At 64.4% G+C, this 435-nt stretch carries 1 protein-coding gene; it reads right to left on the bottom strand.

The features are described from left to right. A partial coding sequence (locus tag HMPREF2924_RS29205; RefSeq protein WP_218189338.1) for a hypothetical protein occupies positions 1-435 on the bottom strand: 435 nt, incomplete at both ends.

The following is a 435-nucleotide window of genomic DNA, read 5'->3' as shown; positions in this document are numbered from 1 at the left end:
CAGCCGGCGCAGCTCAGCATCGCTGACGCCCAATTCGCGAGCGAGCCTGGCCGTCTGCGCAGCCAGCAGCGCCTGGGCTTTGATCATCCGGCTCAACCAGACCTTCGGGTTCACGCCAGGAGCCGGCTGTAAAGCCGGCAAGGGCGCTGGGGAGCGCTGGGGCTCGGTCTTGGCTTGCGTACGTGGCGCGGCAGGCTTCGCTTTGAGCGACGAATTCTCGGCCAGGGCTCCGTTGTATACCGGCGTCTTCATGGGATTGATGACGAAAGTGTCCGGCAGCTCGCGCATCTTGTACCCGACTTTCTCGATCTGACCGCCGCCGGCCAGGAATTGCTGAACAAGTTCGTCCAGTTCCTGGGCCTCCTGCCGCTTTACGTCAGCATCGCGCCGAGGCGGATCGCCAGCCGTTGAGTGGTAGCGCTCCATCACCTGGCC

Origin of the sequence: Pseudomonas sp. HMSC063H08, from assembly GCF_001813645.1 — a bacterium.
Classification (GTDB): domain Bacteria; phylum Pseudomonadota; class Gammaproteobacteria; order Pseudomonadales; family Pseudomonadaceae; genus Pseudomonas; species Pseudomonas aeruginosa.
The sequence above is the reverse complement of the archived record's forward strand: the minus strand, read 5'-3'. Positions and strand labels throughout refer to the sequence as shown.